Here is a 14,018-nt window from a genome sequence, read left to right as displayed (position 1 = left end):
TGCCTACTCGTTTTCCTGCGCCAAGTCGAACCCTGACGTCATGCCGGGCGGCGCCAAATCTTCAATAAGGGAAACGGCCCGGTCGAAACGCATGTTCCAATCCCCGCCGACCGAAGCCCAGTTCACGCCCGTGCTTTCGAGCATGGAACGGCTGATCCGGGCGAAATGTGCCCGCTGCGAATCGTCGCCATAGATGCGGGTGCCATCGTCGATCCAGGCGACGTCGGGCTCCAGCAGCAGATAGAGGTCTGCCTTGGGATAGGCGATCAGCGGATCGGGCACATGGCCGATCATCATTTCCGACCAGGCCGCCGTCATCAGCGCATCGGTGTCGGCAAAGAGGCGGCGGTTCGCCAGCCGCCTGCCCGCTGCGATCGTCGCGCTCTGTGCCGCGCCGATCAGCAGCAGGTCGGCCTCGCCCATATCGACACTGTGAACTTCGGCCTGGGCACGACCATATTCGGGAACCCAGATGGTGTCGAAATGCCGGGCGAGTCGTTCCGCCAGGACGGACTTGCCGGTGCTTTCAACGCCGTGCAACACGATGGTCCGGGTAAAATGTGCACGCACTGGCGGTGCAAGCCAGCGCCACTGGCCCCAGGGATCGGCCCGTACGGCGCTGGCGGACAGGCCGCCCAAACCGTCATGATCGGCATCCAATATCCGGGCGCCCAATGGCACGAAATAGCCGCCCACCTCCTGCGCCAGCCGCCGGCCATAATCCTCTCCGGCGAACAGCATGTCGATCGGCTCGGGATGGGCTTGCGTCACGATGGCGCGCCAGATCGACCAGAAATCGGGAGAGTCTTCCGGCGCCTGTGGGACGATGGCGTCATGACCAACGATGCGGCAGTCCGGTGCCAGCTCACGCATCCATTGCAGCCGCAATGGCCCCGGGATGGGATCGTCCGGCAGCCAGCAGACCAGGATGGTCAGTTCATCGACCATGGCCCGCGCGCTATCGATCAGCATCTGGTGGCCGGCATGGGGCGGCATGAACTTGCCGAGAAGGAAGCCGCGCGTCATGCCGGGCGCTGATCCATGGTTCGGCGCCAGGCGGCCAGGCCCCACAGCGCGATGAAGAAAAAGACGGCGTACAGCACGGAAGTCGCGATCAGGCCCCGGCTCCAGAAAAGGCCGGTGGCGAGGGCATCGACCGCGACCCACAGCACCCAGCTTTCCACCTTGCGCTGCGACTGCAGGATTTGGGCGGTGACGCTCATGCCGGCGATGGTGGCGTCGGCAAAGGGGGCAGCGGCATCGGTAAAGTCCGCCATGCCCATGCCCCAGGCCAGGCTGGCAAGCGCCGTGCCGGCGATCCAGGCGAGACGGGCGGAAGCGCTGAGACGCGCGATCGCGATGCCGCCATCGGCGACCTTCTCGCTATGTACCCAGTTCCACCAGCCATAGGCATTGATGATGAGGAAGAAGATCTGCAGCAGCGCGTCGCTGTAGAGCCTGGCGTCGAAAAAGACGAAGAAATAGAGCGCTACCATCGCGATGCCGAAGGGGTAGTTCCACAGCGAACGCCGCGCCACCAGTACGACATTGATGAGGCCCAGCGCAGCTGCGACCCATTCGATGATGGTCATGGACTGCCGGTCAGTGGCAAGCGCTGCAAGTGCCGCGCACCTCGATCACCGGACGCACCGGCACGAAGCCCGCTTTCTCCGCCACCGATCGCAGGGAACCGGTGATCGGATCATTATCGATATGCGTCACCTGTCCGCAGCTGTCGCAAACCAGGAAGATGCAGTCATGGTGGCAGCCGGGATGCGCATTGGCGATATAGGCATTGGCGCTTTCGACCCGCATCGCGATATTGTTCGCCACGAACAGGTCGAGGATGCGATAGACGCTGTTGGGCGCAACCCGCTTGCCGCGTGCCTTCGACACGGTGTCGGCAATGTCATAGGCCGATGCCGGCTTTTCCTCGGCTGCCAGCGCGTCGAAGATGGCGGCGCGCATCGGCGTCCATTGCTCATCCTTCGCCTCCAGCGTCGCCTGCGCAGCGTCGGCCAGTTTCGTGCCGGTGGGTTCGTGATGATGATGCTTATGGTCTGCCATGGCGATTATCTAGGCGTCTCCCCGTGCGGCGGCAAGTGGCCGGGTCAGCTCCGCTGCCAGTAGTTGAAGGCAGCCCAGATCCAGCCGCCGATCATCAGCAGGCCGCCGATCGGCGTGATTGCGCCCAGCCAGCGCGGGCAGCCCAGCGCCATGGCATAGAGGGTGGCGGCAAAGATCGCCGCGCCGATCAGCAGCAGCACCGCCGCGCCGCGTGCGACGCCGACGACGGCCAGGGCGGCGACCGCATGGATCAGTTGATAGAGGCCGCCGGTGCGCAGCCATTCGGCCGCCTGCGGGCTGGATGCGCCATGGGCGCCAAAGGCCCCGGCCGCGATGGCGAGGGCGGCGGACAATGCGGCAAAAACGGCTATCATGCTTGTTCTCCATCGCCGCGCGCGCGCAGACGCATGCCCCGGCCGGGGCGATACATCAGGTCCTTCGCCGCCAGCAGATTGCCATGCTCGATCTGCAGGGCGAGACGCTGGCCGTCATTCTCACGATATTGGCGTTCGACCTCCTCGACCTCTTCCGGGGGTACGCCCAGCGTCTGCATCGCCTGCACCCCCATGCAGATGGCGGATTCAAACACTTCGCGCACCACGCCGGCCAGGTCGATATCCTGCATCGCCAGCAACTGGCGCCGGTCGAACACGCGCGCCATCAGCGCGGCCTGCGGGAAAGCTTCCGCGATCGGCTGGAGCACGCGCTTGTCCAGTGACGGATCGTCGATGCAGAAGGCAATTAGTCGAGCCTCGTCGGCGCCGGCGCGATGGAGCAGATCGATGCGGGTGCCATCGCCATAATAGACCTTCATGTCGAAGCGGCTCGATACCTCGATCTGGGCGGGCTTCTTGTCGATCAGCACGACGCCGAAGCCATGACCCATCAACATCTGCGCCACGGTCTGGCCAAAACGGCCATAGCCCACGATGATTGCGGTGCCGCGGGGCGCATCCTCCGGCCCGGACAGATCGTCGCGATTCTTGGGCGGCGCGAACTCGAACCGGCGGGCGAACAGCATCAGGAAGGGGGTCGTCGCCATCGAGAAGGTGACGATTGCACTGAACAGGCTCGCTCCCTGCGGCGCGATCAGATAGGCATTTTGCGCCTGGGCGAAGAGGACGAAGCCGAATTCGCCCCCTTGCGAGAGTAGCAGGCCGGCGCTCAATGCCTGTTGCCAGGCCATGCCGAACAGCCGGGCGAGCAGGGTGATGATCGCCGCCTTGGTCGCGACGAGCATCGCCGCCATGCCGATGACGAACAGCGGATTGGCGGCGACGGCGCGCAGGTCCAGCACCATCCCGACGGCCAGGAAGAAGAGGCCGAGCAGGATGGAGCGGAACGGCTCGACATCGGATTCGATTTCGTGCCGATAAGGCGAATCGGCGAGCATGACGCCGGCGACGAAGGCCCCGAGCGCCGTCGACAGGTGGAGATCGTGCATCAGCGCGGCGGCGGCCAGCACGGTGAACAGGCCCACGACGACGAACAACTCGCGATCGCCCTGGCGTCCGACAAGGTTGAGCAAGGGGCGCAGGATGAAACGGCCTGCGAGCACGAGCCCGACAATGGCGGCAACGGTATAACCGGCCAATATCCATCCGGGCGGACCGGCAGCATCAGCCGGGTTGCGCGACAGGGCCGCGACGATCGTGATCAGTGGGACGATCGAGAGATCCTGGAACAGCAGGATCGAAAAGACCTTCTCGCCGAAGGGCGAATTGATGCGGCCGCTGCTCTTGAGACTGGGCAATACCTGTGCGGTCGAGGACAGGGCGAGCGGCAGGCCGAGGGCGATCGCGGCCCCCCAGGTGAAACCGGTCGAATAGAAGATGATGGCAGTGAGGGCGAGGCCGCAGGTCACGACTTGTGCCAGGCCGAGGGCGAAGATGTCGCGCTTCAGTCGCCAGAGCCGGGCGGGGTGGAGTTCGAGCCCGACCAGGAACAGCAGCAGGACGATGCCGATCTCGGCGATCGCCAGTTTCGATTCGGCGCCGCCGACCAGGCCCAGGCCCTGCGGTCCGACCAGCGCGCCAGCGACCAGATAGCCGAGCACGGCACCCAGGCCGAACCGGCGGAACAGCAGGACGAAGAAGACGGCGACCCCGAGCAGGATCACGCCTTCGGACAGAAGAACGTCGGTGGCGGAACTGGCGGCGTCGGCGACCGGCATCAGGCGTCTGCCATCCGCGCGGCTTCCGCGATCGCCTCGAAGCCTAAACGGATCGAGGGATGGCGGGCGGGATAGGCGCGGGCAGGGGCGAGCACGGCAAGACCGGGCCAGAAGTCCAGATCCTCGCTCTCGCCCGACAGATAGGCGGTCAGCTTGTCGCGCGCCTCTGCCAGTTCCTCGGCAGTGAGGCCGATCGCCTGGGCTGCCATCAGCGCGGCAGAGGCCTGTCCCAGCGCGCAGGCCTTAACGTCCAGACCCATTGCGGCCAGCTTGCCGTCTGCCATGCGTACATCAGCGGTGATGCGCGAGCCGCAGGTCGGCGACCGCTTCTCGACGCTCGCCTGCGGATCGGCCAGCCGCTGATGATGCGGGATACTCGCCGCCAGGCGAAGAATGTCGTTATTGTAGAGGGATGCGCTCATTATTCCCCATGTAGGACAGTTATCGCGTCGGGAGAAGGCGGCAAAATGGCCTAGGCTCTAGGGACCACGATAGCGCAGCGCATCCACAAAGATACTGAAGGCGGCGGCGGGCTGGCGGCGGCTGGGATAATAGAGATGATAGCCAGCAAAGGGCGGGCACCAGTCCTCCAGCACCGGGACCAGCCGCCGCGCGTCAATGTCGGCCCGGACCTGGTCCTCCATTACGAATGCGAGGCCAAAGCCGGCGAGCGCGGCGCGGCGGATCATTTCGATGCTGTTGAAGGCCAGTTGGCCCTCCACCCGCACCCGGATTTCGTGGCCGTCCTTCTCCAGTTCCCAGGCATAAAGACCACCGGCACTGCGCAGGCGCAGGTTGATGCAGTCATGAGCGGCCAGATCCTGTGGGGTTCGCGGCACGGGGCGGCTTGCGAAATAGCTGGGCGCGCCAACCACGATCATGCGCAGGTCCGGACCGATGCGCACTGCCACCATATCCTTGGCGATGGCTTCGCCGAGGCGCACGCCAGCGTCGAACCGTTCCTTGACGATGTCGACGAAACCGGAATCGATGCTGAGTTCGACATGGATGTCGGGATAGCGCGGCAACAGCCTCTGCAGTGCTGGCCAGACGATGGTGTTGCTGGCATGTTCGGCAGCGGTGATGCGGATGGTGCCGGCCGGTCGTTCGCGCAGGTCGCCCAGCGACGCGAGTTCGGTTGCGATGCTGTCGAGCGCCGGACGCAGCGTGGCGGACAGGCGATCGCCGGCCTCGGTCAGGGAGACGCTGCGCGTGGTGCGGGTCAGCAGGCGCACGCCGAGGCGCGTTTCCAGCCGTCTTATGGTATGGCTGAGCGCGGATTGCGACGTGCCGAGTAGCGCGGCCGCGCGGGTGAAATTGCCGGTGTTGGCGACCATCAGGAAAGCGTTGAGGTCGACCAGCTCTTCGCGCCGCATTCATGAACTCCGAATATAAAGCCTTGCCGCTTTTATGATCTAATCCGTCGCTTGGCGACAGCCTATCTTCCGTTCAGACATCAAATCGGAGTGACTGCCATGGAAAAGCGACTTTTGGGCAAGAGCGGGCTGGAGGTTTCAGCCATTGGCCTGGGCTGCATGGGCCTCAATTTTGGCTATGGCACCGCCGTCAGCCAGGATGAAGGGATCAAATTGATCCGTGCGGCTGTCGACTTCGGTGTCACCTTCTTCGACACGGCGGAGGTCTATGGCCCCTATACCAACGAGGAAATGGTCGGCGCGGCGCTGGCGCCGGTGCGCGACCAGGTGGTGATCGCCACCAAGTTCGGCTTCGATATCGGCGCCGGCCTTGGTGCGCTCAACAGCCGGCCGGACAATATCCGGGCGGTGGCCGACGCCTCGCTCAAGCGGCTGGGTGTCGAGGCGATCGATCTCTTCTATCAGCATCGCGTCGATCCGGCCGTGCCGATCGAGGACGTGGCGGGTACGGTCAAGGATCTGATCGCCGAGGGCAAGGTCAGGCATTTCGGCCTGTCTGAACCATCGGCCGCGACCGTCCGTCGCGCCCATGCGGTGCAGCCGGTCGCCGCGCTCCAGAATGAATATTCGCTCTGGACCCGCGGCCCGGAAACCAACGGCATCCTTGAAACCTGCGAGGAGCTTGGCATCGGCTTCGTGCCCTATAGCCCGCTCGGCAAGGGTTTCCTGACCGGCGCGATCGGCAAGGATACGGCGCTGGTCGAGGGCGATTTCCGCAATAGCCTGCCGCGCTTCGCGGCCGAGGCGCGCGAGAAGAACCTGGCGCTGGTCGACCTGCTCAAGGGCATCGCGGCCGAGAAGGACGCGACCCCGGCGCAGATCGCGATCGCCTGGCTGCTGGCGCAAAAGCCCTGGATCGTGCCGATTCCCGGCACCACCAAGCTGCACCGGCTGGAGGAAAATCTGGGCGCGGCCAAGGTCGAACTGACCGATGCCGACCTGACCCGGATTCGTGCAGCGGCCGACGCCATCCCGGTCGAGGGCGAGCGCTACCCGCCGCATCTGCTCGAAATCGTCGGGCGCTGAGAACAGGATGGGCCGGGGCTAATATCCCGGCCCATTGCACGTTGGTCCCTGTCCGCCTATCGCCGCCGCGAACGGCCGGAACGAAGGGACAGCGCGGCGATGCACATATTGGTCGATGCCGACGCCTGCCCGGTGAAGGAGGAAATCTACAAGGTTGCCTTCCGCCATGGCGTGCCGGTCACCATCGTCAGCAACAGCCCGATCCGCATTCCGGCGCATGAACTGATCGACCGCGTGGTGGTGAGCGACGGCTTTGACGCGGCCGACGACTGGATCGCCGAGCGCGCCGGTGCCGATACGCTGTGCATCACCGCCGACATCCTGCTCGCCGATCGCTGCCTCAAGGCCGGGGCAAGCGTGATCGCGCCCAATGGCAAGCCCTTCACCAGCGCCTCGATCGGCAGCGCCATCGCCGTGCGCGCGATCATGGCGGACCTGCGGGCCGGGGCGATGGGCGATCCGATCGGTGGCCCGCCGCCTTTCTCCAAGGCCGATCGATCCCGTTTCCTGTCTTCCCTGGACGAAGCGGTTGTTCGACTGAAGCGGGGGCGGTAATGGCAGAATATGACGCGATAATTCTGGGCGCTGGCGCCGCCGGCATGATGTGCGCGGCGATAGCCGGTCAACGCGGCCGCCGGGTCTTGCTGGTCGACCATGCCGATGCGCCGGGCAAGAAGATCCTGATTTCCGGTGGGGGGCGGTGCAATTTCACCAACATCCATACCGCCGCTGACCGTTATCTTTCGGCCAACCCCCATTTCGCGAAATCGGCCCTGGGGCGCTACACAGCGCAGGACTTTATCGCCCTGGTCGATCGCTATGGGATCGCCTGGCACGAAAAGACGCTGGGTCAGCTCTTCTGCGATGGCTCGGCCAAACAGATCGTGGCGATGCTGCTCGAAGAATGTGCTGCCGGCAATGTGACGATGATGCTGGGGCAATCCGTGGAGGACGTCACCCATGGCGACGGGCGTTACCGGGTGACGACGGGCGGGCAGACCCATATGGTACCCGCACTCGTGCTGGCGACCGGAGGACCGTCGATCCCCAAAATGGGGGCCAGCGGCTTTGCCTATGATGTCGCCCGACATTTCGGTCTGTCCATTGTCCAGCCGCGCCCTGCGCTGGTGCCCTTTACACTGGGCGGCGAGGATGCGTTGTTTCAGTCGCTATCGGGCGTGTCGGCCGAGGTCGAGGTGCGCTGGAACAAGGCACGCTTTCGCGAGGCGGCCCTGTTCACCCATCGCGGACTGTCGGGGCCGGCGATGCTGCAAATATCGTCCTATTGGCAGCATCGTACCGCGATCCAGGTCGATTTCCTGCCGGACCGGAAGCCCGACTGGTTGCTGGACGAGAAGCGCGCGCGCCCCCGCACCGGTCTGCGGCGGACATTGACCGATGTCCTGCCCGAACGGCTGGTCGATGCGCTGCTGGAGCGGATCGGTACTCAGGGGGAATTGGGCAGTCTGACGGACAAGCAACTGCGCCAGGCCGGCGAGCGGTTGAAGGGCTGGCCCTTCACGCCTTCGGGAACCGAAGGCTATGCCAAGGCAGAGGTGACGGTTGGCGGCATCGCGACCGCTGGTCTGTCATCACGGACGATGGAGGCGGCCAAGATGCCCGGATTATATGCCATCGGCGAGGCGGTGGATGTCACCGGATGGCTGGGCGGCTATAATTTCCAATGGGCCTGGGCCAGTGGATGGTCAGCGGGCCAGGCGTTGTAGCCCTTTATGTCAGGCCGTCTGGGCGCGTGCGGCCGCGATGCTGGCCTGCAGATGCTGTCGTCGGAATGGTTTGGACAGGCGGACGATATCCGGCGCAACCAAGTCGATCCCTTCATAGCCTGAGATGATCAGCAGCGCGATGTCGGGATGATCTGCGCGCAGGCGCAATGCCAGTTCGGCACCGGTCATGCCCGGCATGATGTGATCGGTTATCACGATATCGGGGCGATAGCCGGCGTCGATCATGCTGATTGCCAGTTCGGCATGATCGATATCGACCACGTCGAAGCCCATGTCGGCCAGCATTTCGCGTGTGGCATTCCGAACGAGCGCGTTGTCGTCCACCAGCAGAACCTTGCCCCGAAGGACCTCGACAGGCGCAGCATGGGCGGGCGGATCGACAAAGACCCGTCTGGGCCGGTCTGCCGGAAGCCAGACCTGGATCTGTGTGCCCTTTCCGACTTCGCTGTCAATTTCCAGCGTTCCGCCGAGTTGGCCCGCGAGTCCATGCGCCATGGACAGGCCAAGGCCGGTACCATGCCCCGCTGGCTTGGTCGTGAAAAAGGGCTCCATTGCCGCTGCCTTGACGGTTGGGGTCATGCCGATGCCCGTATCTGAGATGGTGAAGCAGACGTACCGGCCATCGGCCAGCGGGGCGGGAAGCTGGGTATGGCGGACGCCGGCCGACAGGGTGAGGGCACCGCCGTCGGGCATGGCATCCCGCGCGTTGACGACAAGATTGAGGATCGCCAGTTCGAGTTGATGTCCGTCTGCCCGCACCGGCGGTAGCGATGGCGGCAGGTCGATCGACAGGGCAATGCGCGGCCCCAGGGTGCTGGCGAGCAGCCCGCGCATGCCGGCGAGCAGGGTGGTAAGGTCGATTGCGGTTGGTTGGAGCGGCTGGCGCCGGCCGAAAGCGAGCAACCGGCCTACCAGGGTCTGGGCGGTTTCAGCGGCCTGCATGGCAATCGCGGCGGTCTTGCCGACGCTATGGGGCGCGCCGCCCGATATCATCAGGTCAAGTGCGCCGATGATGGGCGTCAGCAGATTATTGAAATCATGGGCAACATGGCCCGTCAATTGGCCCAGAACCTCCATCTTCTGGATCTGTCGCACCACGTCCTGCGATCGTTCCAGTTCGTCGGTCCGCTCGCGGACGCGCTGTTCGAGCTGACCGTTCAAGGCTTCGAGCGCCTCGAAAAGTCGGCCATTTTCGAGGGCCGTCGATGCGGCCCGCGCCAAGGCCTCCAGCAAGGCGATTTCATTGTCGGTCGGCTGGCACGGCTCTGACCAATAGGCCCCGACGGCAGCGGCAGGCTCGATGCGCCCGATCGGCACCATCAGCATGCTGCGCACGAATGTTTCGCTATACGCCTGCACGGGAACCCGTGGATCGTCGAATATATCCGGAATGACGGCCGTCTGGCGGTTCAGCATCGCCCAACCCGATACGCAGGTTTCTGCCGGGAAACGCTGCCCCGCCCAAAGCGGCTCCATCGAGTCTTCGGCGATATAATGGCATTGATCGCCTTCGCGCAGGACCACGGCAATCCCGTCCGCGCCCACGGCGCGCCGGGCGAAGGCGCGTAGCACGTTGATGACGGCATCACGCGACCGGGCGCCGGCCAGGGCTTCCATGGCTTCGGCAGCGATGCTCCATCGGGCGGCCAAGGCCCGTTGCGCGGCGCTGCGCTCGCTTTCCAATCCCCTGTCCATTCGCGACCTCTGTATCGGAATTATTGCCGCTTTATATCATCGAAGATGGTCCAAGGAAAATCCCTATGACCAACGGCTTATAAGTCGACCTGTAGAGAGGCTGCGCGCTGCTGAAGTGCTTAAGGTCCGGGGCTATCGCCTTCGGGTGGCTGGGTTGGGCCGGTTGCGCGGGGCGGTGGCGTGATTACCGGTTGCGCGGGGGGCTGGACCACCGGAAGGCGAATCTGGCCGCCGCCAATATTGACGGTCATGCCCCCTTCATCGATACCCAGGCCGACATTGCCGATATTGGTTTCGACGCTGACATTGGCGATGGCATTGACGAGATCGGGATCCTGCTCGGCATCGGGTACCTTTTCGACCGGTTCGTTAATCGCGCCCGCCATGAAGTTGCGCCAGATTCTCGCCGGTACGCCACCGCCGGCCGCGCCGCCGGGCAGAGGGGCATTATCGTCATTGCCGATCCATACGGCGGTGACGATCCCGCCGGCATAGCCGACGAAGATGGCATCGCGGCTGTCCTGGGTCGTACCGGTCTTGCCGAAGGTGCTGGTGCGCAGCGCGGCGGCGCTGCCGGTGCCGCGATTGGCGGCGGAGGATAGCAGGTCGCGGATCATGTCCAGTTGATCGTCGCTGAAATGGCGCTGGCGCTTCATCAGCCGGTCGAACCAGCCCTGTTCTTCGGGCGGCAACCCATGGGCCAGGACCGGATAGGCGCCCGCCGCGACGGCGGCATAGGCTTCGGCCAATTCCACCAGCGGGATTTCGGACGTGCCCAGGGCCAGGCTCAAATCTTCCGTCAGCGGGGCGGTGATGCCAAGGTCGCGGGCGACCTTGATGACATTGTCGACGCCGACCTTCTGCGTCAGCCGCACGGCCGCGACGTTGCTGGATGCGGCAAAGGCCTGGCGCAGCGTGATCCTGCCCCGATATTTGCCACCATGATTGGCCGGCCGATAGGTTCCGGTGGTGATCGGGGTGTCATCGATCATGTCGTCCGGGGTCATGCCGGCGCGGAAAGCGGCTAGATAGACGAACAGCTTGAAGGTGGAGCCGGGCTGACGACGCGCCTGGACGGCACGATTGAAGCTGCTTTCGCCATAATCCCTGCCGCCGACCATGGCGACGACGCTGCCGTCGGGCTTCATGGCGACCAGTGCGGCTTGTGCGCGGCCAAGCGGTGCCCGGCGGATCGCGGCTTCCGCGAGGCGCTGGATCCGCCAGTCGAGGGTCGTCGCGACTTGCTGTGCGCCGTAGACCGCGCCGGCACGATCGCGTGCCTGGGATAGCACCCAGTCGGCGAAATAGGTGCCGGTGGTGGCATCGGGTGTCTCGCGAACGTCGAGCCGGGCGGGCGGCAATATGTCGCGCTGGGCCTTGGTGATATAGCCTGCCTCGACCATCGCCTGGGTGACCAGGGCGGCGCGCGCACGCGCGCCCTTGAGGTTGCTGGTCGGCGCCAGGCGCGAGGGCGCCTTGAGCAATCCTGCCAGCATCGCTGCCTGGGGGATGGTCAGCCGTTCGGGCTGGCGATCGAAATAGTGAAGGGACGCCGCGCGCAAACCATAGACATTGTCGCCGAAATAGACGTTCGACAGATAGCGTTCCAATATCTGGTCCTTGGTCAGCCAGGCTTCGAGCCAGACCGCGATCAGAGCCTCGCGCGCCTTGCGGCCAAAGGTGCGGTCGCTGGACAGGAAGACGCCCTTGGCCAGCTGCTGGGTGATGGTACTGCCCCCCTGAGAGGAGCCGTTCGACCAGATATTGTGCCACATGGCGCGGGCAATTCCGCGCGGGTCCACGCCCCAATGGCTGTAAAAGCGCCGATCCTCGATCGCCATGAAGGCCTGCGGCACATGTGGGGGCAGGGCGGCGATCGTCACCGGCTTGTCGATGATGGCACCCCGTCTGGCAATCAGATGTCCATCCGCCGACATCAGGCTGATGCTGGGGGGGGCAATCGGCTGGAGCGAGCGCGACATGGGGGCTGTGACAGCCAGCCAGGCGATCAGAAGCATGAGCACGGCCAGACCCGCCGCCACGATCCAGCCCAGAATCTGCAACCGGCGGCGCCAGGGCGTCGGCGGCGCGAACGCACTGGGCGGTCCGGCGCCGAATGGACGGTTTTCCTCCGGCAGGGCGGGTGCAGACGGGATAGGGGATTGCTGTTCGGTCATCGGTCCGGTCATGCTGTATTGTGGTTGTGACACAGTCAAGCCTGTCCCGTGTCGGGACAGGCAAAGATTAGCGCAGATTGGGCATGGCCCTAATGGTAAATAATGCGTTAACCAATCGTCATGCGAAACCGAGTCCTTGTCCTCACCAACGAGGGTGCCCGTCACCCCTTCCGCCAGCGCCTGCCGCGCCATGTGTTTCAGGTCGTGGAAGACAAGCCGGCCCGCCGCCGTCGCTGGCGCGCGGATCCCGTTTCTGACGATAATGACTGGAAATTGTTCGTGTTGAGCTTTTCGGCCTTTTTTACGGCCTTCTACAGCTTCATCTTCTAAGCTGCCGGCTCGCAATGGCTCCCGTCGCAGGCGCAGTGCAGCCGCCAGGCGAGCCATGCGCAGGGCAGGCACATCGCGGCGACCAGCAGCAGCTGATGCACCACAGGCATGCCCGCAAGGGTCAGGCCGATCGCGATCAACGAGCCTAGCACCATGGCCCCGGAATTAACGATGTTGTTGGCTGCCACGGTCCGGGCCGCTTCGCATTTTTCCACCGTGGTGGTGAGAAAGGCATAGAGCGGTACGACGAACATGCCGCCGAAGGTGGCCACGCCCAGCAAGCAGATGGATAGGGGTATGGCCAGCGGATGCGATAGGAAGCCGGCCAGCGGCAGCATCTGGCCGTTCGGTGCCGGCGTCCACAGGTCGCATACGATGTGGAAGGCGATGATGAACAGGCCCATGCCAATCACCGAGGCAGGGGCATATTTGGCCGAAACATGGCCGGCCAGCAGCCTGTTGATCGCGACCGACCCGATGGCGATGCCGATCGAGAATATGGCGAGGAACAGGCTGGCGACCGATTTGTCTGCGGTGAGGACATTCTTCACCAATGGTGGAAACTGGATGAAAAGCACGGCGCCGACCGCCCAGAAAAAGCTGATCGACATGATCGCCAGATAGAGGCGGGGTATGTGCATCGTGCCACGGACGAGCTTGATGGATGAGCGAATGACGTGGAAATCGATCGGCTGCGCTTCCAGCAGGGACGGGGCTGGCGGCACCGCGCGGCCGGCCAGATAGCCAATGCAGGCGGTGGCCACTACGCCGATCGCTGCCGCCTCGATCGGAATGATGCCAGCAAGGATCGTGCCGGCGAGGATGGCGATATAGGTACCGGCCTCGACCAGGCCAGTGCCGCCCAGCACTTCGTCGTCGTGCAGATGCTGGGGCAGGATCGCATATTTGATAGGGCCGAAGAAGGTCGAGTGTATGCCCATGGCGAACAGGGCGGCGAGCAGCAGGGGGATGGCCAGCGTATGGATGGCGACCCCGCTCCAGATCAGGGCAAGACCGGTCGCGCCGATCGTCATGATGACAATTTCTGCAGCCTTCACCCAGCGGATGATGATCGCCTTGTCGCGCTGGTCCGCCAGCTGACCCGAAAGGGCCGACAGCAGGAAGAACGGGATGATGAAGATGCCCGTCGCCAGCGCGCTGAACCAGGTTTCCGACCGTTCGTCATTATACACCTGGTATACGACGAACAGCACCATGGCATTCTTGAACAGGTTATCGTTGAATGCGCCAAGGAGCTGGGTGATGAAAAGCGGCAGGAAACGTCGCTTGTTGAGGAGCCTGAGTGAGGCTTGCATATCCGCTTATAGGCTTTTCGCTGTGGACGACCGGGGGGCGGTCTAGCCGT

The 14,018-nt window shown here is 64.3% G+C and carries 14 protein-coding genes; 4 read left to right on the top strand and 10 right to left on the bottom strand.

Annotated elements, in window-relative coordinates; all coding sequences use genetic code 11:
* Window positions 1-3 precede the first annotated feature (3 nt).
* Genes PMI04_RS12425 through PMI04_RS12395 form a run of 7 tightly spaced genes read right to left on the bottom strand, consistent with a single transcriptional unit; the run spans window position 4 to window position 5,616 of the window.
* Window positions 4-1,026: an AAA family ATPase gene (locus PMI04_RS12425; protein ID WP_007707295.1), complete on the bottom strand. Its 1,023-nt coding sequence runs from the start codon at window positions 1,024-1,026 to the stop codon at window positions 4-6.
* Window positions 1,023-1,592 (bottom strand): nicotinamide riboside transporter PnuC, encoded by a 570-nt coding sequence (gene pnuC, locus PMI04_RS12420; protein WP_007707292.1) that lies wholly within the window; start codon window positions 1,590-1,592, stop codon window positions 1,023-1,025. Before pnuC ends, PMI04_RS12425 begins: the two co-directional genes overlap by 4 nt.
* 10 nt (window positions 1,593-1,602) lie before the next feature.
* A complete protein-coding gene (locus PMI04_RS12415; protein ID WP_007707290.1) occupies window positions 1,603-2,067 on the bottom strand; it encodes a transcriptional repressor in 465 nt (154 codons plus the stop codon).
* Between the two features lie 44 nt (window positions 2,068-2,111).
* Entirely contained in the window at window positions 2,112-2,441 is a 330-nt protein-coding gene (locus PMI04_RS12410) for a DUF423 domain-containing protein (RefSeq protein ID WP_007707288.1), read from the bottom strand.
* Window positions 2,438-4,240 (bottom strand): cation:proton antiporter, encoded by a 1,803-nt coding sequence (locus PMI04_RS12405; protein WP_007707285.1) that lies wholly within the window; start codon window positions 4,238-4,240, stop codon window positions 2,438-2,440. The genes PMI04_RS12410 and PMI04_RS12405 overlap by 4 nt, the downstream gene beginning before the upstream one ends.
* The gene (locus PMI04_RS12400; protein ID WP_007707279.1) at window positions 4,240-4,662 is read right to left on the bottom strand and encodes an iron-sulfur cluster assembly scaffold protein; all 423 of its coding nucleotides are present in this window, start codon (window positions 4,660-4,662) and stop codon (window positions 4,240-4,242) included. The genes PMI04_RS12405 and PMI04_RS12400 overlap by 1 nt, the downstream gene beginning before the upstream one ends.
* A gap of 57 nt (window positions 4,663-4,719) precedes the next feature.
* Window positions 4,720-5,616 carry a LysR family transcriptional regulator gene (locus tag PMI04_RS12395; protein WP_007707277.1) on the bottom strand — a complete coding sequence of 299 codons (897 nt, stop codon included), beginning with the start codon at window positions 5,614-5,616 and terminating at the stop codon, window positions 4,720-4,722.
* Between the two features lie 99 nt (window positions 5,617-5,715).
* Between PMI04_RS12395 and PMI04_RS12390 the strand changes: the two genes are divergently transcribed.
* The 3 genes from PMI04_RS12390 to PMI04_RS12380 all read left to right on the top strand — a co-directional run bounded on the left by PMI04_RS12390 (window position 5,716) and on the right by PMI04_RS12380 (window position 8,429).
* Window positions 5,716-6,702 carry an aldo/keto reductase gene (locus PMI04_RS12390; RefSeq protein WP_007707276.1) on the top strand — a complete coding sequence of 329 codons (987 nt, stop codon included), beginning with the start codon at window positions 5,716-5,718 and terminating at the stop codon, window positions 6,700-6,702.
* Window positions 6,703-6,801: 99 nt separating this feature from the next.
* Window positions 6,802-7,257, top strand: a complete 456-nt coding sequence (locus PMI04_RS12385; protein ID WP_007707273.1) for a YaiI/YqxD family protein — start codon at window positions 6,802-6,804, stop codon at window positions 7,255-7,257.
* A complete protein-coding gene (locus tag PMI04_RS12380) occupies window positions 7,257-8,429 on the top strand; it encodes an NAD(P)/FAD-dependent oxidoreductase (protein ID WP_007707269.1) in 1,173 nt (390 codons plus the stop codon). The genes PMI04_RS12385 and PMI04_RS12380 overlap by 1 nt, the downstream gene beginning before the upstream one ends.
* Before the next feature lie 9 nt (window positions 8,430-8,438).
* Here PMI04_RS12380 and PMI04_RS12375 read toward each other — a convergent pair whose 3' ends face one another.
* Together PMI04_RS12375 and PMI04_RS12370 are read right to left on the bottom strand one after the other, a co-directional pair.
* Entirely contained in the window at window positions 8,439-10,145 is a 1,707-nt protein-coding gene (locus tag PMI04_RS12375; RefSeq protein ID WP_007707266.1) for an ATP-binding protein, read from the bottom strand.
* Between the two features lie 119 nt (window positions 10,146-10,264).
* On the bottom strand, window positions 10,265-12,334 hold the full coding sequence (locus PMI04_RS12370; protein WP_037485739.1) for a PBP1A family penicillin-binding protein: 2,070 nt from the start codon (window positions 12,332-12,334) through the stop codon (window positions 10,265-10,267).
* Window positions 12,335-12,442: 108 nt separating this feature from the next.
* On the opposite strand from PMI04_RS12370, the gene PMI04_RS12365 reads away from it, so the two are divergent.
* The gene (locus tag PMI04_RS12365) at window positions 12,443-12,652 is read left to right on the top strand and encodes a hypothetical protein (protein ID WP_007707260.1); all 210 of its coding nucleotides are present in this window, start codon (window positions 12,443-12,445) and stop codon (window positions 12,650-12,652) included.
* Here the strand turns inward: PMI04_RS12365 and PMI04_RS12360 are convergent.
* Window positions 12,649-13,968: an MFS transporter gene (locus PMI04_RS12360; RefSeq protein ID WP_007707258.1), complete on the bottom strand. Its 1,320-nt coding sequence runs from the start codon at window positions 13,966-13,968 to the stop codon at window positions 12,649-12,651. The genes PMI04_RS12365 and PMI04_RS12360 overlap by 4 nt on opposite strands.
* Window positions 13,969-14,018: the final 50 nt, after the last annotated feature.

The sequence above is a fragment of the Sphingobium sp. AP49 genome (assembly GCF_000281715.2).
Classification (GTDB): domain Bacteria; phylum Pseudomonadota; class Alphaproteobacteria; order Sphingomonadales; family Sphingomonadaceae; genus Sphingobium.
The sequence above is the reverse complement of the archived record's forward strand: the minus strand, read 5'-3'. Positions and strand labels throughout refer to the sequence as shown.

Excerpts from the sequence above, each read along its gene's own strand:
- PMI04_RS12425 (WP_007707295.1), bottom strand. The coding sequence starts at position 1,026 with ATGACGCGCGGCTTCCTTCTCGGCAAGTTCATGCCGCCCCATGCCGGC.
- pnuC (WP_007707292.1), bottom strand. The coding sequence starts at position 1,592 with ATGACCATCATCGAATGGGTCGCAGCTGCGCTGGGCCTCATCAATGTC.
- PMI04_RS12415 (WP_007707290.1), bottom strand. The coding sequence starts at position 2,067 with ATGGCAGACCATAAGCATCATCATCACGAACCCACCGGCACGAAACTG.
- PMI04_RS12410 (WP_007707288.1), bottom strand. The coding sequence starts at position 2,441 with ATGATAGCCGTTTTTGCCGCATTGTCCGCCGCCCTCGCCATCGCGGCC.
- PMI04_RS12405 (WP_007707285.1), bottom strand. The coding sequence starts at position 4,240 with ATGCCGGTCGCCGACGCCGCCAGTTCCGCCACCGACGTTCTTCTGTCC.
- PMI04_RS12400 (WP_007707279.1), bottom strand. The coding sequence starts at position 4,662 with ATGAGCGCATCCCTCTACAATAACGACATTCTTCGCCTGGCGGCGAGT.
- PMI04_RS12395 (WP_007707277.1), bottom strand. The coding sequence starts at position 5,616 with ATGCGGCGCGAAGAGCTGGTCGACCTCAACGCTTTCCTGATGGTCGCC.
- PMI04_RS12390 (WP_007707276.1), top strand. The coding sequence starts at position 5,716 with ATGGAAAAGCGACTTTTGGGCAAGAGCGGGCTGGAGGTTTCAGCCATT.
- PMI04_RS12385 (WP_007707273.1), top strand. The coding sequence starts at position 6,802 with ATGCACATATTGGTCGATGCCGACGCCTGCCCGGTGAAGGAGGAAATC.
- PMI04_RS12380 (WP_007707269.1), top strand. The coding sequence starts at position 7,257 with ATGGCAGAATATGACGCGATAATTCTGGGCGCTGGCGCCGCCGGCATG.
- PMI04_RS12375 (WP_007707266.1), bottom strand. The coding sequence starts at position 10,145 with ATGGACAGGGGATTGGAAAGCGAGCGCAGCGCCGCGCAACGGGCCTTG.
- PMI04_RS12370 (WP_037485739.1), bottom strand. The coding sequence starts at position 12,334 with ATGACCGGACCGATGACCGAACAGCAATCCCCTATCCCGTCTGCACCC.
- PMI04_RS12365 (WP_007707260.1), top strand. The coding sequence starts at position 12,443 with ATGCGAAACCGAGTCCTTGTCCTCACCAACGAGGGTGCCCGTCACCCC.
- PMI04_RS12360 (WP_007707258.1), bottom strand. The coding sequence starts at position 13,968 with ATGCAAGCCTCACTCAGGCTCCTCAACAAGCGACGTTTCCTGCCGCTT.